The organism is Nostoc sp. UHCC 0252, from assembly GCF_034931145.1.
Classification (GTDB): Bacteria; Cyanobacteriota; Cyanobacteriia; order Cyanobacteriales; family Nostocaceae; genus Nostoc.
This window is the reverse complement of record NZ_JAYGHE010000004.1, coordinates 104,101-127,711: the sequence shown is the minus strand read 5'-3', so window position 1 is coordinate 127,711 and position 23,611 is coordinate 104,101. Positions and strand designations below refer to the sequence as shown.

Genomic DNA, 23,611 nt, shown 5'->3' with positions numbered 1-23,611 from the left:
ATGGTGACAGCTAAATGAAAGCGTCAAAATAGAAGACACAGGCTTTGTACAAAAAGCCTTGCCTAGATTAACGGAGTTTATTATCAGTGGTATTACAAGTACAAACAAGCACCTACGAAGCTAAAACCCAAGAAATTGCTAAACAACTTCTAGCAGCAACCCAGGAAAATCGTTCGTTTTTTTCTTCCCTGCGGGATCAAATGCGTTGGGATGATAAATTACTAGCTTGGGCGATGAGTAATCCTGGGTTGCGGGTGCAACTATTTCGCTTTATAGACACGCTACCTGCTTTACACAGTAAATCAGAAATTGCCTCACATTTACAAGAATATTTAGGCGATGAGTCTGTAGAATTACCGGCAGCTTTAAAGGGAATGCTAAACTTTGCTAATCCTGACTCGATGCCAGGACAAGTTGCTGCTACAACCGTTGGGACTGCGGTTGAGACTCTTGCCCATAAATATATTTCTGGGGAAAATATAAAACAAGTCATCAAAACAGTTGAACGACTACGAAAAGAAAAAATGGCTTTTACCATTGATTTACTTGGTGAAGCTGTAATTACCGAAGCCGAAGCGCAGTCTTATCTAGAACGTTATCTAGAATTAATGCAACAATTGGTGGAAGCATCAAAGAATTGGGCTGCTATCCCGGCTATTGATGAGGCTGATGGCGAAACAATCCCAAAAGTTCAGGTTTCTGTTAAATTAACGGCGTTTTATTCCCAATTTGATCCTTTAGATGCTAAAGGTAGTGAGGAGAGAGTTAGCGATCGCATTCGTACCCTTTTACGTCGTGCTAAAGAGTTAGGCGCAGCTGTGCATTTTGATATGGAACAGTATGCTTATAAGGATATAACTCTCAGCATCCTGAAAAAACTCTTATTAGAAGAAGAATTTCGGCAACGCACAGATATCGGCATGACGATTCAAGCATATCTGCGTGATAGTGAACAAGATGCCAAAAACGTAATTTCTTGGTTGAAAGAACGCGGTTATCCCTTGACAATCCGCTTGGTGAAAGGTGCATATTGGGATCAAGAAACTATCAAAGCGGCCCAAAAGCATTGGCCACAGCCAGTTTACAACGATAAAGCAGCAACCGATGCTAACTTTGAAGCCATCACTCAGTTATTGCTAGAAAATCACCAATATGTGTATTCTGCCATTGGTAGCCATAATGTGCGATCGCACTCTCGCGCCATTGCCATAGCTGAAAGTTTAAATGTTCCTCGCCGTCGCTTTGAATTGCAAGTCCTCTACGGCATGGGTGATAAAGTTGCAAAAGCGTTGGTTGACAAAGGCTATCGAGTTAGAGTTTACTGTCCCTACGGTGAATTATTACCTGGAATGGCGTATTTAATTCGCCGATTGTTGGAAAATACAGCGAATAGTTCTTTTTTACGGCAAAATCTCGAAAATCGACCAACTGAGGAGTTATTAGCGCCGCCAATTGTCAAAGAAGAAAAATCTTTAACTCATAACTCTCATTTCCTCGGTGCAGCTGATACCGATTTTGCGGTGGAAGAGATAAGAACGAAAACGGCGAAAGCTTTCCAAAGCGTTCGTCAACAATTGGGTAAAACTTATTTGCCGTTGATTAATGGAGAATATGTTAATCCGCCGGAATTTGTTGATTCTCTCAACCCTTCTAATTTCAGTGAAGTAGTTGGTAAGGTTGGGTTAATTAGCGTTGAACAAGCTGAACAGGCAATGCAAGCAGCTAAAGCAGCGTTTCCTGAATGGAGGAGAACACCCGCCAAACAACGCGCTGATATTTTGCGGAAAGCGGGTGATTTGATGGAACTCCGCCGCGCCGAACTTTCAGCTTGGATAGTTTTGGAAGTTGGGAAACCAGTTAAAGAAGCTGACGGAGAGGTTTCGGAAGCGATAGACTTTTGTCGGTACTATGCTGATGAGATAGAACGGCTAGATAAAGGTGTTAATTATGACCTTGCTGGAGAAACTAATCGTTATATCTACCAGCCACGGGGAATTGTTGTAGTAATTTCTCCCTGGAATTTCCCTCTTGCGATCGCATGTGGAATGACAGTTGCAGCTTTAGTTTCAGGCAATTGTACTCTCCTCAAACCTGCGGAAACATCTTCTGTAATTGCAGCAAAACTCACAGAAATTTTGGTAGATGCTGGTTTTCCTAAAGGTGTATTTCAATACGTACCTGGTAAGGGTTCACAAGTGGGCGCTTATTTGGTAAATCATCCAGATACTCATGTAATTGCTTTTACAGGTTCCCAAGAAGTCGGCTGTCGAATTTACGCAGAAGCCGCAATCTTAAAACCCGGACAAAAGCACATGAAACGAGTGATTGCTGAAATGGGTGGCAAGAATGCCATTATCGTGGATGAAAGTGCTGATTTAGACCAAGCCGTAGTAGGAGTTGTGCAGTCGGCATTTGGTTACAGTGGACAAAAATGTTCTGCTGCTTCCAGGGTGATTGTGCTGGAACCGATTTATGAAGCTTTTGTGCAGCGATTAGTAGAAGCGACAAAATCCTTGAACATTGGGGAAGCAGAGTTACCAAGTACACAAGTTGGGCCAGTGATTGATGCTAATGCCCGCGATCGCATCCGCGAGTATATTGAGAAGGGTAAGGCAGAAGCAAAAGTAGCCTTGGAATTACCAGCACCGGAACAAGGATATTTTATCGGCCCTGTCATATTTAGCGAAGTCTCGCCAAATGCGGTAATTTCCCAGGAAGAAATTTTTGGCCCAGTGCTGGCGGTAATTAGGGTAAAAGATTTTCAAGAAGCGTTAACAGTCGCCAACGGGACAAACTACGCCTTAACTGGAGGACTTTATTCTAGAACACCTTCGCACATTCAGCAGGCGCAGACAGAGTTTGAAGTTGGGAATTTGTATATCAACCGCAATATTACCGGAGCGATCGTTGGGCGGCAACCCTTTGGTGGATTCAAACTTTCTGGAGTGGGTTCTAAAGCAGGAGGCCCTGATTATCTACTGCAATTTTTAGAACCACGTGCGGTGACAGAAAATATTCAGCGTCAAGGTTTTGCACCAATTGAAGGGGCAGATTAAACTAGAAAAATTACTAGGAAGTATAAACCAATACGCTGAAGCTAAGGTTTGATTCTCCCTAACCCTCCTTAAAAACAGTAAATTAGGGCAACTCTTTTTAAGGGAATTGGGAGGATCTTCCTGGGTAAAACTGTCGCTAACCCAAGCATAAAGTAAAAATTTTTCATTCATCTGTTTCATATTTCTCTGCTTCCGAAAGGACTGGATTTGGAAGAAACAAAGTGAACTCGCTACCCTTTCCCAAAGTCGATGTAAAGGTAACATCTCCACCGTGCAAACGTGCTAATTTGCGTGTTAAAGCTAATCCCAAACCAGTGCCTTCGTACTGCCGATTTAAACGACTATCAAGCTGTTTAAAGGGTTCAAATATAAATTGAAACTGACTTGAGTCTATACCAATTCCAGTATCTGAAACTGTGAAAGTTATTCCTTGCGGTAATTTTTTTACTACTAGTGATACATTACCTGCTGGGGTGAATTTAATGGCATTGGTGAGCAGATTGAGTAACATTTGCTTGATGCGCCGCTCATCAGCAATACAAATATTCTCTTGTATATCAATTTTACAGGTGAGTTGTAAACCTTTTTCTGAGGCGCGATCGCGCACTGTCCAGATGGCATAATTACATAAATCTGACACTGGCAAAGGTGACAGTAATAATTCCTCTTTACCTGCTTCTACCTTAGATAAGTCAAGGATATCGTCTATCAGTGCCAGTAAATGCTCACCACTACTATATATACAACTTACATATTCGTTCTGCTTTTCATTGAGAGAGCCAACTATTTCTTGTTGCAGCAACTGTGACAAACCCATAATCGCATGAAGAGGTGTTCGCAGTTCGTGACTCATGGTTGTTAAAAATTCACTTTTTGCGCGACTAGCAGCTTCTGCTGCTTCTTGAGAAGCACGCAGTTTCAACTCTATTTCCTTGCGTTCAGTAATATCCTCAATCATCGCTAGAAAAAACTCAGGTTCACCATTGCTGTCTGGTATAACAGAAACAGAGATGTGAGTCCAAACGAAGCTACCACTTTGATGCAAGCAGCGTCTTTCCAGTTCAATGCGATGTCTTTCAACAAACTGTTCTTGATGTTTGGAGGGTTGGAAGCCGAACTTTGAAGTTTTCCCTAAGTTGGTGCGAATTTCTGACATCAGTTGTTTGTAAAGTTTTAAATCTCCTTTTTGTATGGAAATGTAATCTGTAAAGCTCTTGCCGTATAATTCTTCTCGGCTATATCCTAAAATCTGGCACAGTACTGGATTGGTATCGACTATTTTTGCTTTCATATTTATAAGTCCAATACCGATAGAAGAACGCTCAAAAATTGCTCGGAATTGTGCCTCACTTTGTCGCAGCGCTTCCTGTACAATATTTCGCTCACTTGCTTCTATAGCCAGAGCCACAAAATCTGCAATTGAGCCTGCAAAAGTCTCTTCTTCTAAAGTCCATTGGCGAACATCGCCAATGTGTTCATGGCACACTACGCCTACTAAACGACCCTCCAGCCAAATCGGTGCATCCAGTACGGATGTGATGCCCAAAACAGAAAGATAAGACTCGGATAATTCTTGGGTTCTTATATCGTTTCTGGCATCATCTACGGCAATGGTACGTTCCTCTTCTAAAGCCTGGAAATAAACTGGATAATTTTCTTGTGAAAGCAAGTTACCAAAGCTATGCTCCTTGGTATGTAGATCATATAAATCAATGCATTCAATTTTTGAGCGTTCTTCATCATATAACCACACCCCAACTCGCTTGATTAAAAGCGTCTGAGCAGCAGTTTCTGTGATTTCTCTTAATACTGCATTGAGATTACCTTGTTGAAATGTCTTGCTTCTTGCCAGTTGTACTAACGTCTGGCTTTGTTTTCGCCGACTATTTTCTCTGATTTGTAAAGCCTCTTGTGACTGCTTTTGCTCTGTAATATCTCTAGCTGACAGCACCTGCATTACTTGACCTCAAGAAGAAATAATTTCGCTTTACAGTTCTACGTAAAAAGTAGAACTATCTTTGTATAACTACAATTACTACCTGGTGCTTTTCAGAACCGGAAACTTTATTTTTTAAAATTAAATATTTTGATTCTGAATAATGAGTTCTAAACTAGATTTTGCTATAGCAATCTTAAATCAATTCTGATAGAGAAAAGTTCAGACTTGTTTCAAAAGTAGGAAATCTGTGACTTTTAATCTTAATAAATCAAGTAGGATTACCATAATAACTTTTAATACTTCAAATTAGTGATTTTTGCTAACTATAATTATACTTAAAACAATTTTTACTACGTGATTTTGCTTATAAAGCTTTACGAAATTCAACTTTATTAGACTTGGGGTTAAACATCAAGTTCTGGAGAGAATTAAGTATGACTACCAAAATACCGTTGATTCTCCTGAAGAAAGATACTCAATGACTCAAATTTTGCGAATATTAAGGTAACGGGAGCTTTTATAGAGGTGGAGCAATGACGGATAATAATGTGAGAATTGTTTCTCTGATTCCTGGTGGAACAGAGATTTTAGCGGCACTAGGGTTAGTTAATGCTATTGTAGGGCGATCGCACGAATGCGATTACCCTCCAGAAATCCTCAATCGCCCCGTTTGTACCCAAGCACGTTTAGATTCCAATGCATCCAGTAGCCAAATTCACGATGATGTGAACAATTTATTACAATCTGCTCTCAGTATTTATGAAATCAAAACAGATGTTTTAGAGCAGTTGGAGCCTACCCACATTCTTACTCAAGACCAGTGTGATGTCTGTGCTGTTAGCTTACAAGAAGTCGAAAAGGCAGTTGCTACACTTATTAAGAGTAAACCGCAGATTATTTCTTTACAACCCAATCTTCTCCCAGATGTTTGGGCTGACATTGAACGAGTCAGTCACATCTTCGAGGTAGATTCATTAAAAGTCTTAGAAAATTTAGAAGCTCGCGTCAAAATTTGTCAGCAAAAAATCCAAGGACTTTCTTTAAATGAACAGCCTACTGTCGCCTGTATTGAGTGGATTGATCCTTTAATGGTCGCTGCTAATTGGATTCCTGAATTAGTTAACTTAGCAGGAGGACAATCTCTATTTTGCTCCACAGGTCAGCCTTCTTCTATGTTGCAGTGGGAAACACTATTAACAACTAATCCAGACATAATTGTTTTTATGCCTTGTGGATTTGATTTGAATCGCACTCGCCAAGAAGCCAGTTTGTTAACTCAACGTCCAGAGTGGGAAAAACTGCACGCTACCCAAGCTGGTAGAGTCTACATAACTGATGGCAATTCATACTTTAATCGTCCAGGGCCCCGACTGGTAGATTCTCTAGAAATTTTGGCAGAAATTTTACATCCAGAAATCTTTCAATACGGCTACAAAGGAACTGCTTGGGAGGTTTTGTAAAGAACAATTCAGGAGTCATATCAAGTTCGGGTGATTACTTATAATAAAACTTCTCGATGTAAGTTGGGTTGAACGGCAATGAAACCCAAGATGAGCAAGGATCAAGCGTTGGGTTTCGTTCCTCAACCCAACCTACAGATGTTATAAGTATTTAACCGAACCTGATATCAGAATTCAGTATGAATTTAGAGTTTGACGGCGTTATAACTCTATCCTTTCATTGGTGAAGTCTTCTGACTCTTTCTTAGGGTGTCTGTTCAGAATCCGTTGATGGTTCATTGTTAAATAACAGCAGGCGTGCTGCAAGAATGGCAAATCCAACAGCAGCGATCGCTTTTAACAACCGTGTAGGTAATAATTCTGCTACTGCTCCCCCTGCTAATGCCCCCAACAGACTTGTCAACAGCAATGCGCCTGCTGCGCCGAAAAATACTGCACGGGGAGAATTACAACGCCCTGAAAGTGCGATCGCTGCTAGCTGACTTTTGTCACCCAATTCTGATAAAAAAACTGTAATAAAGCTCAGTCCTAAGAGATGCCAATCCATATATTTTAGGGGGAATGGGGAATGGGGAGTTTTTCAAATGACAAATGACAAATAACTAATGACTAGTAAATACATCCCAAAAGAGCATTAGGGAAATCACCAACAACATCACACCTGCTGATTTTTCTACAGTTTTTGGGCTGAGTCGCGTGGCTATCCAACTACCTAAAAGCACGCCTAATAAGCTTGTGGTTATCAGTGCAGCCGCAGATCCGATAAATACCACCCACGGCGAATGAGATTCTGCACTCATTAACAGAGTGGATAGCTGAGTCTTATCTCCAATTTCTGCTAGAAAAATGGTTATAAAAGTTGTACCAAAAACTACTAGTGCTGATTGCTGCTTTTGGGGACTATCGGCAACTATAGGCTGAACTGGCTGGGCGATCGCAGGAGTTAAGTTAAAATCAGTGCTGTTTTTCAGTTCTAGCTCGATTTCAGTCTGAGCTATGCCACAAATCTCCAAAGGTGCAGAGTCAAGTTTCACAGGCAGTAGTTTGGTTGCTAAGTTGCTTTCATATTTCTATCATATTCTCAGATTGTTGTAATAAATTGCAACTACATAAATAGAGATAAAAAATTATCGGGTGTCTTTGCGTCCTCTTTACGGGCCAATAGCTTTATCGAAGCGTAGTATTTCTAAGCTGCGATCGCCGTATACTCCTTCTATTTGCTGACGACAGCAGTCAATAGCAAAATCGTTGACTTCTTCAGGTTCAACCCCATACATATCTTGAAATACTTCTGATTCTACGCGGCAGAAACGGGGACGATCTGAGTAGATACGACATTCTCGCGTGGTATGGTCGAAATTAATGCACCATCCATCTTCGCCTACCATGCTGAGGTAGAGTTCTAGTTCTGGTGGAGAGAGATACTCATCCAAATCTGGACGATCTGCGGGATCCAGATTACAGCAGGCTCCACATTGTTTTACACATTGCCAAGTTGACATTTTGGATTGGGGAATGGGGAATGGGGAGTGGGGAATAGGGAGCAGGGAAAATAAATTAATAATCAATGCCCAATGCTATTAATTTTACCTAAATCGGAGAGAAGGCTCCCGCCATAATTAAAGATTATGGCGGCGAGACGGCAGTTGCAACAAAAGTGGCTCGCCGCCTAACGCACTGCCTCATAAATCGTGTTTGCGTTAAACCTAGCATCCTCCGGCCATAGCTGACTGAAAGTTAGCAAGAGAGAGGGGATAGCTAGGTTTTTCGCATTTTTTGTGTTATAATTTACGTTAATGTTCATAACGTAAACATGCTGGTATTTGAAGCAAAACTTGAAGGACAAAACGTGCAATATCAAGCGCTTGATGAAGCGATTAGAACTGCGCGGTTTGTTCGTAATGCTTGCCTTCGGTACTGGATGGATAACAAGGGTATTGGGCGATACGACCTCAGCAAATTCTGCGCTGTGCTTGCTGCCAACACTGAGTTTCCTTGGGTATCCAAGTTGAACTCGATGGCAAGACAAGCTAGTGCTGAAAGAGCGTGGAGCGCAATTGCTCGGTTCTTTGACAACTGCAAAAAAAGCAAACGAGTAAAAAAAGGATTTCCAAAGTTTAAGAAAGAGCAAACACACGGTTCCGTTGAGTACAAAACCTGTGGATGGCGGCTTTCTGACGACCGCAGGTATATCACTTTCTCGGATGGGTTTAAGGCAGGAACCTTTAAACTTTGGGGAACCCGTGACCTGCATTTCTACCAACTTAAACAATTTAAGAGGGTGCGGGTTGTACGTCGTGCTGATGGGTACTATGCACAGTTTTGCATTGACCAAGAGCGAGTAGAAAGGCGAGAACCGACAGGTAAAACTATTGGTATTGATCTGGGACTGAGCCATTTCTATACAGATAGTAACGGGGAAACAGTTGCAAATCCCCGACATCTTCGTAAAAGCGAGAAGTCTTTGAAGCGGTTGCAACGCCATTTGTCTAAGACTAAAAAGGGTTCTAACAACAGAGTCAAGTTTAGAAATAAACTTGCGCGTAAGCACCTCAAAGTAAGTCGCCAGCGTAAAGACTTTGCTGTAAAATGTGCAAGGTGCGTGGTGAGGTCTAACGACCTTGTGGCGTATGAAGATTTGAATGTGCGGAATATGGTGAGGAATAGGCACCTTGCTAAATCGATTAGTGACGCTTCCTGGTCGCTGTTTCGTGAATGGGTTGAGTATTTCGGTAAGGTGTTCGGCGTGGTGACAATTGCAGTTCCACCTTACTACACCAGCCAAAATTGCTCTAATTGTGGTGAAGTTGTCAAAAAGACTCTTAGCACTAGAACTCATATTTGTCCTCATTGTGGACACACTCAAGACAGAGATTGGAACGCGGCGCGGAACATATTAGAAAAGGGATTAAGTACGGCGGGTCACGTCGGAACTAACGCCTCTGGAGAGGCTGATCAATACTTGGGTGAGAAAACTCCTTCAAGCAAATCAACTCGTGGAAAGAGGAAACCCAAAGAGTGATCTTTGGAATCCCCCACTGCATTCGGTACTTCCGTTTCCAGTGGCGGGAGGATGTCAAGTTTTTATGTCTTTTCTTATAATTTTGTTAAGTAAATTAAATCTAGCAGGCCATAGCCAGATATGATCGATTTCGGGTTTCCTAATTAAGTTATTGAATTTTTTAAGACAATTGGGAGGAGAAAAGGAAAAATGGACGCTTTGTTTAACGCTTTTACCAGTATAAATTGGGAAGTTATTTTCCAATTGCTGTCCGTGGGGCTAATTGTGATTGCTGGGCCAGTGGTAATCTTTTTGTTGGCATTTCGCAACGGCAACCTATAACAGTTCTGAGTGCTGAGTAGTGAGTCCTGAGTTGAAAAAATTGTTGAATTTAAGACTCATAACTCATAACTCAGCATTCAATACCGATAACGCCTGAAGTGCAGCTTGAATAATACCGTCATACTGTGGTTGGGAAATATCAACTTCTTTGGCATTTTGACGATTAGTGCCCAGTAAACCGATTATATGTCCTGGCTGCATGACTAATACCTTACCTTCAGGATTTTTAATTCTTAATTCTGCCCCAATACCATTTTTATAAAAACCACAAGTATATTGTCGCTGATTGTACTCAAAGGTAGCACTTGACGGGATAGGTGGCGAAGCAAAAAATTGTTGAAGCTGAACTGGCAATCTGACACCGATTAACTCTAGCTCGATGGTGGTGTTACCGTTAAAGTAATTTTCTCGTAGTTTATAAGCGACATCCACTCGCGGCGGTAAGCGGAAATAGTCGCCCCAACGCCAAGCGATCGCTTTAATTTTATATTCCTGATTATCAATAGTTTGGGCAATTGTTAGTTTAATGTGACCCTTCCCAACAATTTTTTGCTCAACCACTTGAACATTAGCTGTCCAAAAAACTGGATCGGGGTTGTCCATACCGCAGGGATGTAGAGCATTAAGCTGTTGATAAAGCTGCTGATTTATGTGATTGAGGTTGACTTTTGCATCAATTTTGAGCAGAGGCTTGAGATGCTGCGGTTCAAGACACTGGTTAGCAAACTCAATCAAACGCGATCGCACCATCTCTAAATTCTCTGCTGGTAGAGAGAATCCCCCGGCTGCTTTGTGTCCACCAAATTTCCCTAGTAAATCGTGACAATATTCCAAAGCTTCAAATACATGGAACTCTGGAATTGAGCGTGCAGAACCACGTATGTGTCCCTCATCCTCATAAGTACCGATGAACACGGGAACGCCGTAACGTTCTACCAAGCGGGAGGCGACAATGCCAATAACGCCGTGATGCCAATTGGGTTGAACAACAACTAATACACGGTTTTGCTGTAGAGATGCAACAAATTCTGATTCTACATAAGCGATCGCTTCTTGTTCGATTTGCTGACACATTTCCTGACGAGAAGCGTTGATTTGTTCGCACTGCATTGCTCTTTCCAGCGCCACCCCCATATCATCTGTAGTCAGCAATTCAATCACAGTCTGGGGATTACCAATCCGGCCAATAGCATTAATTCGTGGCCCCAAGCGAAAACCGATATCTTCAGGTTTGAGGGATTTGGGGCTGGGGACTGGGGACTGAAGTTTTTCCTTATCTCCCCCTGCTCTCTCCTCTCCCCTCGCCTGCACACCACCCACTTGAATCAACGCCTGTATTCCAGGTAAGTTGGATTTGGGTAAATGTTGTAAACCGCGTTTTACCCAACGGCGATTCACGCCTGTTAAGGGGGCTAAATCTGCGATCGTTCCCAGTGTAAATAGTGCTAGCATCGGCTGAATCAAGCCCTTAGTCTCCCCTAGCTGTTGCGCTAGAGACACTGCCAAAATGTAGGCGACACCAACACCAGCAACACCCCGATAAGGTGAGGATTCAGCTATCAGTTTAGGGTTGAGGATAGCGTTAGCTGGCGGTAATTTTTGGGGTACATCGTGATGATCGGTGATAATCACTGCTAGACCAAGTTCTCTAGCTCTCGCAACTGGTTCAAACGCAGAGATACCATTATCTACAGTCAGAATTAGTCCTACGCCTTCGCTGTGGAATTCTTCAACTATGCGTTTATTGATACCGTAACCTTCGTGCATCCGGCTGGGAATAGCATAATCTACCTGTGCGCCCAAAGTGCGGAGACTACGCAAAAGGAGAGCAGTGCTGGTCATCCCATCAGCATCATAATCACCACAAATCGCAATTTTTGTTTGAGAAGCGATCGCATTTTGCAACAACTCCAAACTAATCGCCAAATCTGGGAAATCTTCCAACGGCGAAGGCAAAACTAAAGTCTCTGGATTTAAAAATGCTTGTACCTGTTCTGGTGTTTCGATGCCCCGATTAATCAACAACTGGCTGATAATGGGTGAAATATTTGTCAAAGCTGCCAGATTTTGGGCAAATTCTGGCTTTTGTGGATAAATTTGCCAGCGCTGATTGGGTAAGCGTCGGTGAGGCTTTGAGAGTTCAGATACAGGTCGGTCTAGCACAGTATAAAGTTAGGAGTTAGGAGTAGAGACGCGATTAATCGCGTCTCTACAAGAGTTATGAGTATTGAATTGAGAGTTGTTTCTTAACCCATAACTAATAACACTATTTGCTATCTAAAACACGTTGATTCTACCATCATCCATAATATATAACGAGCGATCGCCAGGAGAGCGCCAAGTCGGACGGAGTTCTAGCCGCAATGTGCCAAAGTTAGGTTTCGAGACGATTGCTTGTAGTGATAAACCCTTCTCACTCCAAAATATCAGAGATGTATTTGGCTCCGTACCCTCTATTTGTTCTAAATTTAATTTCTGCCCTGGACTCAAAGATATTGCACCAGTGCCAGAGGGTTGTTGTATTTTGATCAGATTGGGTGTGCTATTTACGACTTCAACCCGAATGTGTTGCCCAGGTGTAAACTGAATTGGGCGAGAACCACACTTAGAAGCACAAGTTCCCGCTAAAGTACTGCTGGGATTATTGATTGATGCAACTAAAATGGTAGCTGCAACTAAAGCAAATGACAGAGACTTAAGCATAATACACAGTATAAGTACTAAGCTGAAATCTTACTTTAATTTCGGACTGTTAAGCCTCAGCATATTTTCCAGAATTAAGCTAATGCAAAGCAACATCATCTCATCATTCTTCGATAAGCGATTTAATCGTGATTTAGCCAGTCACTACTGGGTGCGATCGCTATCCTAGTTGGTTTGGTATTAAGTCATAATCAAGAAAGAATTAGGAATCAGGAAGCAAGAAGCTAACTATGCACATCCTATCCCTTCATTATCCCGATGACTTACTCATTACCTCTGGTAAATCACCCCAAGCATTAGAAGCAGAACTGACATTTCTGCTCGCAGTCAAACTATTTGAGCTACGCCGACTATCGCTTGGTAAAGCCGCCGCCTTTTGCAGCATGAACAAACCGCAGTTCATGTACGAACTAGGACGTTTGCAAATCCCTGTTATCAACTTAGATGATGACCAAATCGCCGACGAATTGCGCGATGACTAACCCTGTGATTGTTGCCGATAGCAGTCCCCTCATCTCTTTATCAATTATCGAGCAACTGGAAATTCTTCCTCAACTGTATCAGCGAATATTAATTCCCCCAGCCGTATGGGATGAAGTAACAGTCCAAGGTGCAGGTTTACCTGGCGCACAAGCCGTCAGTCAACTAACTTGGTTAGAAATTCAAACTCCTGAACCCATTATCTTAGAACCATTATCAATTTTAGTTAACATTAGTTCAGTTGGTGGTTTAGAAAATTTTGAAAAATTGATATAATTCGTAAGACAGATATAGGTATCTTCACTAGTTATTACATCGTTTACTCTACCCGTATTGCTACAACCAGCTTAGGATAGACTAAAAGCATTTTTTGCAAACAATGGTAGAAAAAATCACAGCTGTCTTTAATGGCAAAGTGTTCTATCCGGCTGAACCGATCGCACTGCCAATCAATACCCGCGTGCGAATCAGTATTGAAGTTTTACCGCCAAGTGAATATGAAACAGTATCATTTCTGCAAACGGCGCGATCGCTCAACTTAGATGGGCCACCTGACTGGTCTACCAATATAGATAAATATTTATATAGTAAGTAAACTCTCCATGCATTCTGAAGTCTTTCTTGATACATCATTTGCCATTGCCTTATCTGCACCGAGTGATCGCTTGCATGACCGAGCCTTACATCTGGCTAAAATGTTACAAGCAGCAGAAACTCGTTTGGTGACAACACAGGCGGTAATGTTGGAAATTGGCAATGCTTTATCTCAACAACCTTATCGTCAGGCGGCAATCATATTATTAAATTCTCTAGTAGCAGACTCCAAAGTAGAAATTGTCCCTCTTTCCCAGGAACTCTACGAACGTGCTTTCGAGCTATATCGGGAACAAACACAGAAAGAATGGGGATTTGTAGATTGCGTATCTTTTATTGTGATGGAGTATAGCGGAATCACTGAAGCGCTGACTGCTGATGAGCATTTTCAACAAGCAGGTTTTCGAGCATTATTGCGAGAAAATTTGCCTTAAAAATTGGGAATTGGTATTGGTTATTCACAAATGGCTAATGACAAGTAAATATTTCGTTACAATCAGCTTGTGCGTTAAGCATTCAAGAGTTATCAGCCATGAAATTGATTTCCGATCCACCGATTCCTGTAAAAATTCAAAAAATGAAGGAACGGGTGCGGTGGATGCATCCAAGTTTTGTGCAACGGGGAATTGACCAAACCAGCATGGTTATTGACGATCGCAGGGAAGATAGTCCAGAATTTTCCTTTATGGTTATCGGTGATTCTGGCACTAAATCCCATTCTCGCCACCATCCCCAGCGAAAAGTTGCCGAATTGATGCTGACTCACCAGGATGATTGCAGTTTTGTATTGCACACAGGTGATGTAATCTATGTGGTTGGTTCCCAAGAGTATTATTCAACAAACTTTATTGAGCCTTACCGAGAATTTCTTGTGGGTGGTGACAACCCAAAAAGCATTCCTTACGATCGCATGGTATTTAACATGCCATTTTTGCCAGTACCAGGGAATCATGATTACTACGATGTACCGTTGATGTACCGTTTATTTACTGGAGCAACATCTTCACTACGTCGCCTGTTCCGCTATAAAGATATTGAGATTGGCTGGCATGGATCGTATCAAGGAAATGCTTATGCACGGGCATTTATGGATTATACCCAAGCGATCGCTTCTCCACAAGAATTAGAACGTCATTTAGATCGACACTATACTGCTAAAACCGATACAGGGCGCTGTTTGCGTTACGAACCTGGACAGTTTACTCGCTTACCCAATCGCTATTACACCTTTCGTTATGGCGGGATTGATTTTTTTGCACTGGATTCTAATACCTTTAATACACCGTCACCTTTACCTGCTACTCAAGAGGGGGAAATTTACCGCCGGGAATTGCAAAAGCGTCGCCAGGAAATAGATCAAGAAGAATTGCAGATTTTAGGAAGATATGATCGCCTCAACCCCGATAAACCCGCCGAAGCGGAACAACTGGATGAACTTAGCGCCAAATTAGACCAAATAGACGAGATCAAAATTGATATTGAAAAACAATTAGCATCTCATGAAATGCCTGCGATCGATTTTGAACAACTTGAATGGTTGCGAAGCAGACTAGTCGAATCTTGGAACAACTCGGAAGTGCGCGGACGTGTAATATTTTTCCACCATCCGCCTTATGTCACAGAAGCTACCAAGTGGAACCAGGCACAAACCTTAGCGGTTCGCCACCGCTTGCGCTGGGTGTTTGAACAAGTAGCAGAAACTCTTGGTTCTCTAATTAAAGAACGTCCCATAGTCGATTTAATTTTAAACGGTCATGCTCACTGTTTGGAGCATCTTTGCACAACTGATACCGGATTTGCTGACTCCCACATTAACTGCATTATCTCTGGTGGTAGTGGTCATCGTCCCCGCTATCAACGGCGAAAGGGGACTGAATTAATGGAAACTTTTACAGGCATTGCAGGTAAACCCACTCGAAAAGTTGCCGATTCAAAGCTTTTTGTGGGTCGTCATGATTACAATTTTCAGAGCCGCCTGCCTTATTCTTGTGTGCGGATTGATGTTTTGGATGGTAGTCCGCCCAAGTTTATCATCAGACCATTGGTTACTGAACGTATTGAAGATGAGTGGCATAACCGCGAACTTGAACCTTTTGTAATTTAAACCGTGCATGATGTTGATGAAAATGATTAGTCAATTCCCTTAATTCCCTCAGCCTAACTTTGACACTGTGATCTTAGGGACTTCCAAATAAAAAAATATTCCAAAACTGACGCAAAAATCCTCTCTATTTCTTCCTCTGTGTTCTCTGCGTCTCTGCGGTTCGTTTATTTGGATAATTTATTTCTTGTCAGTCCCTTAGCCTTGCACAATTATCCAAAGTTGTGGTTATTGCAAGCGTTTATATCTTAATCTTGAAGAGAGTTTTGATAATTTCAGATTATGGCAGGACATAGTAAATGGGCAAATATTAAGCGCCAAAAAGCGGTAGTAGATGCAAAAAAGGGAAAAACCTTCACTCAGTTATCGCGGGCGATTATCGTGGCGGCTAGAAGCGGCGTACCAGATCCGGCGCTGAATTTTCAACTTCGCACGGCAATTGACAAGGCAAAAGCAGCCAGTATCCCCAATGATAATATTGAACGAGCGATCGCTAAAGGTGTAGGCACTTTTGGCGGAGATAACGCTATCTTTGAGGCAATTCGCTACGAAGGTTACGGCCCTGGTGGTGTAGCGATTTTAATTGAAGCCCTCACAGATAATCGTAATCGCACTGCTGCTGACTTGCGCGTAGCTTTTAGTAAAAATGGTGGCAATCTTGGCGAAGTGGGTTGTGTTAGCTGGATGTTTGACCAAAAAGCTGTTTGTGTAGTGCAGGGTGTAGTTGACGAAGAACAGCTTTTAGAAGCATCCCTTGAAGGCGGTGCTGAGTCTTATGAGATGACTGAAGACGAGATGGCTGATGTATTTACTGATATTGGCAATTTAGAAACCCTTAGCCAGGCACTTAAAAATCAAGGCTTTAAAGTAACAGATGCCGAATTTCGCTGGATTCCTAGTAATAGTGTAGAAGTTACTGATCCAGATCAGGCGCGATCGCTTTTCAAGTTAATTGATACTCTAGAAGGTTTGGATGATGTGCAAAATGTCACAGCTAACTTCGACATAGCAGAAGAATACATATTTCCGAGAAATTTATCGTAAAGCTTTTTTAGTAGTACCAGATGGGGTGTCGTTGCTCTGGGCAGCCAAGTTCTTACAAACTCCGCTTAATGGTAGAGTTAATGGCACAGATTTGTTTGAAAAACTATGCGCCATTGCTGCCGAAAAAGGATTGAATGTTTTTAAAGTATTTAACAGGCAAACATCTCATATTTTGTAAAAAAATCTTTACATAGCTGTAACATACTCTTCACTTGTAGCTGTGAATAGTTAAATTATTATTAATTCTAATAACTTGATTGGCAAACACTTGGATGGAATATTTTTATTTGCATAATCAAATAAAAATGATTTAATAAAATAAAATTCTTGCAAAAATATAAATCTGCCTAATTTAGTTTGCAGACCTTATTGACTTTTGCAGAATAACTAATAACTGCATGATTATTTAACGATGAATAACGCGATCGCTCAAACAACAGCATTATTATCAACTTGCGCTTTGCTACTAACAGGCTGTGGTGGCGGTAGCTCTGTAACTAATACTCCAGACAGCACTACAAATAATAATACAACTAACACTACCCAGACAACCACCATATCGGGTGCTATTCCCATCGGTATCGCTTTGGCACAAACCAGCAACGTAGCATTACTTGGTCAAGAAGGATTTGTGGGAGCCAGAATTGCTGAGAAGTATTTTAATAGTAAGGGTGGTGTTAATGGTACTCCTATTAAATTAATAGCCCAAGATACTAGCGGTGATGAAGCTGGAGCAATTAACGCTTTTCAAACTTTAATTAATAAAGATAAAGTTGTCGGGATTGTTGGCCCTACTTTATCACAGCAAGCTTTTAGTGCTGACCCCATCGCCGAACGTGCTAAAGTTCCAGTTATTGGAGCATCGAATACTGCAAACGGAATTCCAGAAATTGGTGATTATGTAGCTCGTGTATCTGCTCCCGTTTCTAAAGTTGCCCCTAATTCGCTGAAAGCTGCACTCAAGCAGAATCCTCAAATTAAAAAAGTGGCAGTTTTTTACGCCCAAAACGATGCATTTAATAAATCAGAAACGGAGATTTTTCAACAAGCAGTTAAAGAACAGGGGCTAGAATTAGTAACCGTTCAAAAGTTCCAAACTACTGATACAGACTTTCAATCCCAAGCTACCAATGCAATTAACTTAAAACCAGATTTAGTAATTATTTCAGGACTAGCTGCCGATGGTGGTAATTTAGTGCGGCAACTGCGAGAACTGGGTTATCAGGGCATAATTATTGGTGGTAATGGTCTGAATACACCCAATGTTTTATCAGTGTGTAAAGCCCTTTGCGATGGTGTGCTGATTGCTCAAGCTTACAGTCCTGAATATCCTGGTGAGATTAATAAAGTATTTCGCCAAGCCTATATTGAGCAATACAAAAAAGAACCAGCCCAATTTACCGGTCAAGCTTTTGCGGCGGTGCAGGTGTATGTTGAAGCTCTTAAAGAGTTGGATAAGAAGACCAAAATCAGCACATTACCTCTTGATAAACTGCGGACAGAATTGAACAAGCAAATACTTTCTGGAGAGTATGATACTCCTTTAGGTAGAATTGGTTTTACACCAGTAGGTGATGTGGTTCAAAGAGAATTTTACGTTGCCCAAATTAAGATGGATAAAGATGGAAACACTGGAAAATTCGTATTTATAAAATAGTTGCAACATGGATATAACTCTATTTTTGCAGCAATTTTTGAATGGATTATCTATTGGTAGTATCTATGCAATTTTTGCATTGGGATATACCTTGGTTTATTCTATTTTGGGCATAATTAATTTAGCTCATGGCGCGATTTTTACCTTGGGCGCATATTTCACTTATGCGCTCATGGGTGGTAACTTTGGATTTAATGGCTTGCTAGCGAATGCAGCCTTGCCGATCAAATTACCATTTGCTATCGCCTTGATTTTAGGAAGTACCTTAGCAGGATTGATCGGGGTGGTGATGGAACGGGTTGCTTTTCAACCTTTGCGCCGTCAAGGATCTGATCCTTTATTAACTGTTGTTTCCAGCTTGGGGGTAGCGGTGGTAATTGTGAACTTAATCCAGTATTTGGTAGGCGCAGAAAGTTACACATACCCCGCCGATACTTATGGTAATTTACCACCTGCGATTAACTTTGGTAGTCCAGATAATCCAATTCCGATTCGCACCGTTCAGATAATAATTTTTGCTGTATCTGTTGCGATTGTGGCAATTATTACCTACTTTATAAATCGAACTAAGTATGGTAAAGCAATGCAAGCGATCGCAGAAGATCCAACTACAGCTAGTTTGTTAGGCATTAATAGCGATCGCTTTATCATCCTCACATTCTTCATCAGCAGTTTCTTAGCAGGATTAGCAGGAACCTTAGTTGCTTCTAGTGTTAGTATTGCTGGCCCATATTTTGGCATCGCTTTTGGGTTGCGGGGTTTAGCGGTAATTGTCTTAGGTGGTTTAGGTAGTATTCCCGGCGCAGTTCTAGGAGGATTACTCATTGGATTAGTTGAAGCTTTTGTACCGGCGGAATATTCCGGTTATAAAGACGCTGTAGCCTACGGAATATTATTTATCATGTTGTTAGTTAGACCCCAAGGCTTGCTAGGTCGTCGGTTTATTCAGAAAGTTTAAAGAGACGTAGCGCGATGAAAACATACACCAAACAAAAATTAACTTTCGCTCAATTTTTGGAAGAGTGTCCAGAAGAAGGTTTATATGAACTTGTGGATGGAGAAATTGTAGAAGTGCGTGCAACTAGAAATCATGATGATATCGCTGATCTTATATTGTTTAGTTTCAATGATGAAATTAAACGTCTAAATCTGAATTACGTAGTAAAAAACACAGCAGTTCTAAAAACCATAACTGTCAATGGAATAGAACAAGGACGCAAGCCTGATGTAAGTGTCATAGATAAAGATGTATGGCGCTCAAATCGCTCTTCTTATTCGGCACTTGAAAAACCCATCCAACTAGCTATCGAGGTAACATCAACTAATTGGGAAGATGACTACATTGATAAATTGGATGAATATCAACAGTTAGGTATTACAGAATATTGGATTGTAGATTATTTGGCAATTGGTTCAAGAGAATATTTGGGAAATTCCAAAGTTCCGACTGTGTTTGTTTTTCTATTAGATGCTGAGGGTAAATATCAACGCACATATTTTAGAGGTTCAGAAATAATTGTGTCACGAACTTTTCCTGAACTGGCGTTAACAGCAGAGCAAATATTAACAGCTTGAAGAAGAATACAGAATACAGGATTCAGAATTAATTACTTAGCTATAAGCGATACCCTGTGACTAGCAAGCTACAGACTCGACATGAATTGTAGATTATAAAATTGAAAATTTAGTGGTGACTGAAACCCTTTTACTCCTGAATTCTGGCTTCTGACTCCTTAATCAAAATATTTTACAATGGCTGAATTTTTCTCTACTTATGAATCACCAATAGTCTACATGGTATTGGAGGCTTTATTAGGATTATCGCTTTATTTACCACTAATGGCTGGACAATTGTCTTTGGCTAGTCCTGGATTTTATGCTTTAGGTGGGTATATTGCAGCGATTTTATCTACAAAAGTTTTTCCATCTAGTAATAATTTATTTCCGATTCCATTACTTCTATTAGAAATGTTGATTGCTGGTTTAATCTCCGGTATATTAGCTGTAATAGTGGGAATTCCGGCATTAAGGTTACGGGGAATTTATTTAGCGATCGCAACTATTGCTTTTGTAGAAGTTTTACGAGTTGTATCCTTAAATTTAGATATTACAGGTGGTGCTGTAGGAATTTTTGGTATTCCTCAACCTTTCCAAAGCCAAATCGAATATTTGTGGATTGCCGTACCATTACTATTAGTTAGTATGGTATTATTTTACCGTTTAGAACGTATTCGCACAGGTAGGGCATTTATTGCCATCCGCGAAGATGAATTAGCTGCCAGTGCAATGGGAATTAACCCCACTTACTATAAAGTTTTAGCTTTTACTCTCGGAGCTATTCTTGCCGGAATTGTAGGTGTAATCAGCGCTCATTTTCTTAATACCTGGAATGCTCGACAAGGTACTTTTGATGCTAGTATTACCTATTTAACGATTGTGTTAATTGGTGGCTCTAGAACTTTTTTAGGTTCGGTTGTCGGCGCTATTGTATTGAAAGTATTATTAGAAATTGTTTTACGAAGAATAGCAGATATTGCAGGATTACCCAATTGGTTATCCCAATTTTTACGTGATGGAAGATTAATTATTTATGGTATATTAATAGTTTTGGGAACTATATTTTTCCCGCAAGGTTTTGTAACTCCAGATATTTTAAAAAAGTGTAAAAAGCTATTAATAAAATCAATTTCAAAGACATCCAAGCAGACAAGATAACAAATAACCAATGACAAATGACAAATGACTAATGACTAATAACATTGTTTTAGAAGCAAAATCACTGACTCGCCGTTTTGGGGGTTTAGTAGCGGTGAATAATGTATCTTTTACAGTTAATCAATATGAGATTTTTGGATTGATTGGCCCTAATGGGGCGGGGAAAACAACACTGTTTAATTTGATTACAGCTTTTATTCCCCTTTCTAGTGGAGAATTACGCTATAAAGGTGCTAATATTTCCCAACTACGCCCGCATCAAATTGCAGGTTTAGGTATTGCTCGGACTTTTCAAAATATTCGCTTATTTGGCGAATTATCAGCGCTAGAAAATGTAATAATTGCCCGACATTTAGATAATAAAAGCAATCTATTAACAGGACTTTTGGGATTACCACCAGCGCGTCGGGAAGAGAAAAAAAGCAGGCGAAAAGCTTTGCAATTATTAGAGATGGTGGGATTGAGCGATCGCGCTGAGGAGAAAGCCAAAAATTTCGCTTATGGCGATCAGCGTCGCTTAGAAATTGCCCGCGCTTTAGCCTTAGAACCGCAAATCTTACTTCTCGACGAACCGGCGGCGGGGATGAACCCCAACGAAAAGCAGCAACTGAGCGAATTTATCCGTAGTCTGCGAGAACAGTTTAGTTTGACAATTGTGCTGATTGAACATCATGTACCCTTGGTTATGGGTTTGTGCGATCGCATTGCCGTGTTAGATTTTGGACAGTTGATTGCTTTGGGTGAACCATCGGTAGTTAGAAACGATCCGGCTGTAATTGAAGCTTATTTGGGTAATGAATGATAATTAGCTTAAAAATTACAAAGTCTGTTGCAATTCCTCAATAGTATTTGCAGTGACAACATTTCGTAAAATTGTCTTCAAACGCTCCAAATCCTGAATCTGATTAATCTGTGGCATTAATTGTAAGCCGCGATCGCTAAATTTCAACTCTAAATTAATTTCAATCGCAGAAAGTATTCCTCGTAGTTCCCCGCTTGCTTTCCCGCGTTCCTCCCCGCGTGCTTCCCCGCGTACTTCCCCTTCGCGTAAAATTTCTTGATACCAAGGTGACTCACGTAATACAGACATATCCCACCTCATGATTTCTTGAACGAGCGTGTTCTCTAAAACAAACGTAGCAAAAAAAGCTAGAACTGTTTCCAGTTGGTTTAGTTGTTCATCAGCACGGAGAATTTGCAATGCTTCTCTAATAATAGATTCATTTTCACCACCTTTAAGAATGGGTACAAATGGCAGTAAGGATGGTAAGGGTTGTTGAAAAGCAATATTGACATCAATTTCCCACAGGTTAATTACCCGATAATCTTGTATTGCCCGTAATCCTGCAATATTTGATATAAAGCTTGTGGGTATTTCGTTGTTACTAGTTTTAAGAATATTGATGAGAACGGGATACGTTGGTAAGTTATATTTTTCTTCTGCAAGTGCAGCATAAGCACGCATCCGGCGTGGCATGTTGGATTGATAGCGTAATTGCAATTCGTTGAGAAGCAAAAATTCTCCATGTTGGGGACTACTAACACGGATTAAAACATCGCTTTCCCGGCTAATCCACTGAAATTCACTATTTAGAATTTCCCCAGCAACAATATCAGGAATCTGCGTTACCCATCTCACCCAGTTATTGGGTGCGAGGCTGATTAATTTTTTGGTACTAACATCAGCAGGCTTAGTCATTAAGGTATAGATGCACTCAGTAAGTAAGATTTATGGTAACTTGAAATTTAGCATTACACCCAAAAAATGTTTATCACGCCGATGAAAGCCGATATTAAACCAAATTATACAATTTTAGAAGTTCAAGAACTTGATGTTAATTATGGCGGTATTCAAGCTCTCAAAAAAATTAATTTAATTATTCAAAAAGGCGAGGTAGTTACTCTAATTGGTGCTAATGGTGCTGGTAAAACTACTACACTCCGCGCCATATCCAAAGTAGTTAATCCTAAGAGTGGCGGAATTATCTATAATGGACATAATATTACTCGCCGCCAAACTCACGAGGTTGTACAACTTGGTATCGCCCATTGTCCTGAAGGACGTAGAGTATTAGCTAGGCAAACAGTATTTGATAACTTACTTTTGGGTGCTTATATTCGCTCCAATCAAGCTGAGATAAAAGCAGATATTCAGCGTCAATTTGAGCTATTTCCCCGTTTGTCACAAAGACGCAATCAACTAGCAGGAACCCTTAGCGGTGGTGAACAACAAATGTTAGCGATCGCACGGGCTGTAATGAGTAAACCACAACTCTTACTTTTAGACGAGCCTAGCTTAGGTTTAGCACCTGCGATCGTCCGGGAAATCTTCTCTATTATTGAAAATCTCCGTGCTACAGGCGTGACTATTTTGTTAGTTGAACAAAACGCAAATTTGGCGCTGCAAATTGCCGATCGCGGTTATGTTTTAGAAGCGGGTTCTATTACCTTAACAGGCGCAGCATCAGAATTAATTAGTGATGAGCGAGTTAAAAAAGCTTATTTAGGTTAATTAAATG

The 23,611-nt window shown here is 40.9% G+C and carries 24 protein-coding genes; 17 read left to right on the top strand and 7 right to left on the bottom strand.

Features of this window, described 5'->3' with window-relative positions; translation table 11 throughout:
* Nucleotides 1-86: 86 nt before the first annotated feature.
* Entirely contained in the window at nucleotides 87-3,056 is a 2,970-nt protein-coding gene (pruA, locus tag VB732_RS03945; protein ID WP_323229540.1) for an L-glutamate gamma-semialdehyde dehydrogenase, read from the top strand.
* Nucleotides 3,057-3,219: 163 nt separating this feature from the next.
* Here pruA and VB732_RS03940 read toward each other — a convergent pair whose 3' ends face one another.
* Complete coding sequence (locus tag VB732_RS03940; RefSeq protein WP_323229539.1) at nucleotides 3,220-5,013, bottom strand: ATP-binding protein; 1,794 nt, start codon at nucleotides 5,011-5,013, stop codon at nucleotides 3,220-3,222.
* Nucleotides 5,014-5,528: 515 nt separating this feature from the next.
* Between VB732_RS03940 and VB732_RS03935 the strand changes: the two genes are divergently transcribed.
* Nucleotides 5,529-6,455 carry a cobalamin-binding protein gene (locus VB732_RS03935; protein WP_323229538.1) on the top strand — a complete coding sequence of 309 codons (927 nt, stop codon included), beginning with the start codon at nucleotides 5,529-5,531 and terminating at the stop codon, nucleotides 6,453-6,455.
* A 244-nt stretch (nucleotides 6,456-6,699) separates the two neighbouring features.
* Here the strand turns inward: VB732_RS03935 and VB732_RS03930 are convergent, their stop codons facing one another.
* The 3 genes from VB732_RS03930 to VB732_RS03920 form a co-directional block, all read right to left on the bottom strand.
* Complete coding sequence (locus VB732_RS03930) at nucleotides 6,700-7,002, bottom strand: TMEM165/GDT1 family protein (RefSeq protein WP_323201043.1); 303 nt, start codon at nucleotides 7,000-7,002, stop codon at nucleotides 6,700-6,702.
* 55 nt (nucleotides 7,003-7,057) lie between these two features.
* Complete coding sequence (locus VB732_RS03925; protein ID WP_323229537.1) at nucleotides 7,058-7,489, bottom strand: TMEM165/GDT1 family protein; 432 nt, start codon at nucleotides 7,487-7,489, stop codon at nucleotides 7,058-7,060.
* 117 nt (nucleotides 7,490-7,606) lie between these two features.
* Nucleotides 7,607-7,957: a YkgJ family cysteine cluster protein gene (locus VB732_RS03920; RefSeq protein WP_323229536.1), complete on the bottom strand. Its 351-nt coding sequence runs from the start codon at nucleotides 7,955-7,957 to the stop codon at nucleotides 7,607-7,609.
* Between the two features lie 311 nt (nucleotides 7,958-8,268).
* Between VB732_RS03920 and VB732_RS03915 the strand changes: the two genes are divergently transcribed.
* Together VB732_RS03915 and psb30 are read left to right on the top strand one after the other, a co-directional pair.
* Nucleotides 8,269-9,477: a transposase gene (locus VB732_RS03915; protein ID WP_323229534.1), complete on the top strand. Its 1,209-nt coding sequence runs from the start codon at nucleotides 8,269-8,271 to the stop codon at nucleotides 9,475-9,477.
* A 189-nt stretch (nucleotides 9,478-9,666) separates the two neighbouring features.
* The gene (gene psb30 / locus VB732_RS03910) at nucleotides 9,667-9,798 is read left to right on the top strand and encodes a photosystem II reaction center protein Ycf12/Psb30 (RefSeq protein WP_100902773.1); all 132 of its coding nucleotides are present in this window, start codon (nucleotides 9,667-9,669) and stop codon (nucleotides 9,796-9,798) included.
* Nucleotides 9,799-9,861: 63 nt separating this feature from the next.
* Here the strand turns inward: psb30 and VB732_RS03905 are convergent, their stop codons facing one another.
* Nucleotides 9,862-11,961, bottom strand: coding sequence for a single-stranded-DNA-specific exonuclease RecJ (locus tag VB732_RS03905; RefSeq protein ID WP_323229533.1), 2,100 nt, complete (start codon nucleotides 11,959-11,961; stop codon nucleotides 9,862-9,864).
* Between the two features lie 114 nt (nucleotides 11,962-12,075).
* Nucleotides 12,076-12,501, bottom strand: coding sequence for a hypothetical protein (locus VB732_RS03900; protein ID WP_323229532.1), 426 nt, complete (start codon nucleotides 12,499-12,501; stop codon nucleotides 12,076-12,078).
* Nucleotides 12,502-12,731: 230 nt separating this feature from the next.
* On the opposite strand from VB732_RS03900, the gene VB732_RS03895 reads away from it, so the two are divergent.
* From VB732_RS03895 to VB732_RS03840, 12 genes are all read left to right on the top strand, one after another.
* Nucleotides 12,732-12,983 (top strand): UPF0175 family protein, encoded by a 252-nt coding sequence (locus VB732_RS03895; RefSeq protein ID WP_073645131.1) that lies wholly within the window; start codon nucleotides 12,732-12,734, stop codon nucleotides 12,981-12,983.
* Nucleotides 12,976-13,257, top strand: coding sequence for a hypothetical protein (locus VB732_RS03890; RefSeq protein WP_323229530.1), 282 nt, complete (start codon nucleotides 12,976-12,978; stop codon nucleotides 13,255-13,257). The genes VB732_RS03895 and VB732_RS03890 overlap by 8 nt, the downstream gene beginning before the upstream one ends.
* A 103-nt stretch (nucleotides 13,258-13,360) precedes the next feature.
* On the top strand, nucleotides 13,361-13,576 hold the full coding sequence (locus tag VB732_RS03885; protein ID WP_323229529.1) for a hypothetical protein: 216 nt from the start codon (nucleotides 13,361-13,363) through the stop codon (nucleotides 13,574-13,576).
* Nucleotides 13,577-13,583: 7 nt separating this feature from the next.
* Entirely contained in the window at nucleotides 13,584-14,009 is a 426-nt protein-coding gene (locus VB732_RS03880; RefSeq protein ID WP_323229528.1) for a type II toxin-antitoxin system VapC family toxin, read from the top strand.
* Between the two features lie 98 nt (nucleotides 14,010-14,107).
* A complete protein-coding gene (locus VB732_RS03875) occupies nucleotides 14,108-15,679 on the top strand; it encodes a metallophosphoesterase family protein (protein ID WP_323229527.1) in 1,572 nt (523 codons plus the stop codon).
* A 279-nt stretch (nucleotides 15,680-15,958) separates the two neighbouring features.
* On the top strand, nucleotides 15,959-16,720 hold the full coding sequence (locus tag VB732_RS03870; RefSeq protein ID WP_323229525.1) for a YebC/PmpR family DNA-binding transcriptional regulator: 762 nt from the start codon (nucleotides 15,959-15,961) through the stop codon (nucleotides 16,718-16,720).
* Nucleotides 16,710-16,898 carry a WecB/TagA/CpsF family glycosyltransferase gene (locus VB732_RS03865; protein ID WP_323229641.1) on the top strand — a complete coding sequence of 63 codons (189 nt, stop codon included), beginning with the start codon at nucleotides 16,710-16,712 and terminating at the stop codon, nucleotides 16,896-16,898. The genes VB732_RS03870 and VB732_RS03865 overlap by 11 nt, the downstream gene beginning before the upstream one ends.
* A 234-nt stretch (nucleotides 16,899-17,132) precedes the next feature.
* Nucleotides 17,133-18,377: an ABC transporter substrate-binding protein gene (locus VB732_RS03860; RefSeq protein WP_323229523.1), complete on the top strand. Its 1,245-nt coding sequence runs from the start codon at nucleotides 17,133-17,135 to the stop codon at nucleotides 18,375-18,377.
* A gap of 7 nt (nucleotides 18,378-18,384) precedes the next feature.
* Entirely contained in the window at nucleotides 18,385-19,335 is a 951-nt protein-coding gene (locus VB732_RS03855; RefSeq protein WP_323229522.1) for a branched-chain amino acid ABC transporter permease, read from the top strand.
* 14 nt (nucleotides 19,336-19,349) lie between these two features.
* Nucleotides 19,350-19,952, top strand: coding sequence for a Uma2 family endonuclease (locus tag VB732_RS03850; protein ID WP_323229521.1), 603 nt, complete (start codon nucleotides 19,350-19,352; stop codon nucleotides 19,950-19,952).
* 177 nt (nucleotides 19,953-20,129) lie between these two features.
* Entirely contained in the window at nucleotides 20,130-21,092 is a 963-nt protein-coding gene (locus VB732_RS03845; RefSeq protein WP_323229520.1) for a branched-chain amino acid ABC transporter permease, read from the top strand.
* Nucleotides 21,093-21,123: 31 nt separating this feature from the next.
* Nucleotides 21,124-21,894, top strand: a complete 771-nt coding sequence (locus VB732_RS03840) for an ABC transporter ATP-binding protein (protein ID WP_323229519.1) — start codon at nucleotides 21,124-21,126, stop codon at nucleotides 21,892-21,894.
* A 15-nt stretch (nucleotides 21,895-21,909) separates the two neighbouring features.
* On the opposite strand, the gene VB732_RS03835 is transcribed toward VB732_RS03840, so the two are convergent.
* A complete protein-coding gene (locus tag VB732_RS03835) occupies nucleotides 21,910-22,791 on the bottom strand; it encodes an Rpn family recombination-promoting nuclease/putative transposase (RefSeq protein WP_323229518.1) in 882 nt (293 codons plus the stop codon).
* Between the two features lie 81 nt (nucleotides 22,792-22,872).
* Between VB732_RS03835 and VB732_RS03830 the strand changes: the two genes are divergently transcribed.
* A complete protein-coding gene (locus tag VB732_RS03830; protein ID WP_323229640.1) occupies nucleotides 22,873-23,604 on the top strand; it encodes an ABC transporter ATP-binding protein in 732 nt (243 codons plus the stop codon).
* Nucleotides 23,605-23,611 lie beyond the last annotated feature (7 nt).

Excerpts from the sequence above, each read along its gene's own strand:
- VB732_RS03940 (WP_323229539.1), bottom strand. The coding sequence starts at position 5,013 with ATGCAGGTGCTGTCAGCTAGAGATATTACAGAGCAAAAGCAGTCACAA.
- VB732_RS03870 (WP_323229525.1), top strand. The coding sequence starts at position 15,959 with ATGGCAGGACATAGTAAATGGGCAAATATTAAGCGCCAAAAAGCGGTA.
- VB732_RS03930 (WP_323201043.1), bottom strand. The coding sequence starts at position 7,002 with ATGGATTGGCATCTCTTAGGACTGAGCTTTATTACAGTTTTTTTATCA.
- psb30 (WP_100902773.1), top strand. The coding sequence starts at position 9,667 with ATGGACGCTTTGTTTAACGCTTTTACCAGTATAAATTGGGAAGTTATT.
- VB732_RS03860 (WP_323229523.1), top strand. The coding sequence starts at position 17,133 with ATGAATAACGCGATCGCTCAAACAACAGCATTATTATCAACTTGCGCT.
- VB732_RS03885 (WP_323229529.1), top strand. The coding sequence starts at position 13,361 with ATGGTAGAAAAAATCACAGCTGTCTTTAATGGCAAAGTGTTCTATCCG.
- VB732_RS03855 (WP_323229522.1), top strand. The coding sequence starts at position 18,385 with ATGGATATAACTCTATTTTTGCAGCAATTTTTGAATGGATTATCTATT.
- VB732_RS03890 (WP_323229530.1), top strand. The coding sequence starts at position 12,976 with ATGACTAACCCTGTGATTGTTGCCGATAGCAGTCCCCTCATCTCTTTA.
- VB732_RS03875 (WP_323229527.1), top strand. The coding sequence starts at position 14,108 with ATGAAATTGATTTCCGATCCACCGATTCCTGTAAAAATTCAAAAAATG.
- VB732_RS03835 (WP_323229518.1), bottom strand. The coding sequence starts at position 22,791 with ATGACTAAGCCTGCTGATGTTAGTACCAAAAAATTAATCAGCCTCGCA.
- VB732_RS03850 (WP_323229521.1), top strand. The coding sequence starts at position 19,350 with ATGAAAACATACACCAAACAAAAATTAACTTTCGCTCAATTTTTGGAA.
- VB732_RS03845 (WP_323229520.1), top strand. The coding sequence starts at position 20,130 with ATGGCTGAATTTTTCTCTACTTATGAATCACCAATAGTCTACATGGTA.
- VB732_RS03920 (WP_323229536.1), bottom strand. The coding sequence starts at position 7,957 with ATGTCAACTTGGCAATGTGTAAAACAATGTGGAGCCTGCTGTAATCTG.
- VB732_RS03915 (WP_323229534.1), top strand. The coding sequence starts at position 8,269 with ATGCTGGTATTTGAAGCAAAACTTGAAGGACAAAACGTGCAATATCAA.
- VB732_RS03900 (WP_323229532.1), bottom strand. The coding sequence starts at position 12,501 with ATGCTTAAGTCTCTGTCATTTGCTTTAGTTGCAGCTACCATTTTAGTT.
- VB732_RS03935 (WP_323229538.1), top strand. The coding sequence starts at position 5,529 with ATGACGGATAATAATGTGAGAATTGTTTCTCTGATTCCTGGTGGAACA.
- VB732_RS03830 (WP_323229640.1), top strand. The coding sequence starts at position 22,873 with ATGAAAGCCGATATTAAACCAAATTATACAATTTTAGAAGTTCAAGAA.
- VB732_RS03880 (WP_323229528.1), top strand. The coding sequence starts at position 13,584 with ATGCATTCTGAAGTCTTTCTTGATACATCATTTGCCATTGCCTTATCT.
- VB732_RS03895 (WP_073645131.1), top strand. The coding sequence starts at position 12,732 with ATGCACATCCTATCCCTTCATTATCCCGATGACTTACTCATTACCTCT.
- VB732_RS03840 (WP_323229519.1), top strand. The coding sequence starts at position 21,124 with ATGACTAATAACATTGTTTTAGAAGCAAAATCACTGACTCGCCGTTTT.